Genomic DNA, 295 nt, shown 5'->3' on the forward strand with positions numbered 1-295 from the left:
CCCACGTTCAAGGTTCCACAAGTTTCAGTTTTGTTCAATTTTCAAGGTCCTGCTGTGCTGTCGCGTCTCCGTGACAGCTTGTATATTATATATCAGAAACGCTTGATTGTCAAGAGGTTTTCTGAAAGTTTTTTGAAGAAGTTTTCTTCAAAAAACGCGTACAAGCTGTACCTAAAGGCTTCAGCGGCTGTGCCGCGGGTCCTGCCCGCGAGACAGCTTTGATATATTACCACACCCCCATATACTTTGTCAACACCTTTTTTCGGATTTTTTGACAAATTTTGAGGGAGGTATT

1 protein-coding gene is annotated in these 295 nt (G+C 42.7%); it reads right to left on the reverse strand.

Annotation, left to right across the window (positions count from 1 at the left end; all coding sequences use genetic code 11):
• Positions 1-92: 92 nt before the first annotated feature.
• A partial coding sequence (locus NE623_RS14525; RefSeq protein WP_256273522.1) for a hypothetical protein occupies positions 93-295 on the reverse strand: 203 nt, incomplete at its 5' end.

It is taken from the genome of Gemmiger formicilis (assembly GCF_024462815.1).
Classification (GTDB): domain Bacteria; phylum Bacillota; class Clostridia; order Oscillospirales; family Ruminococcaceae; genus Gemmiger.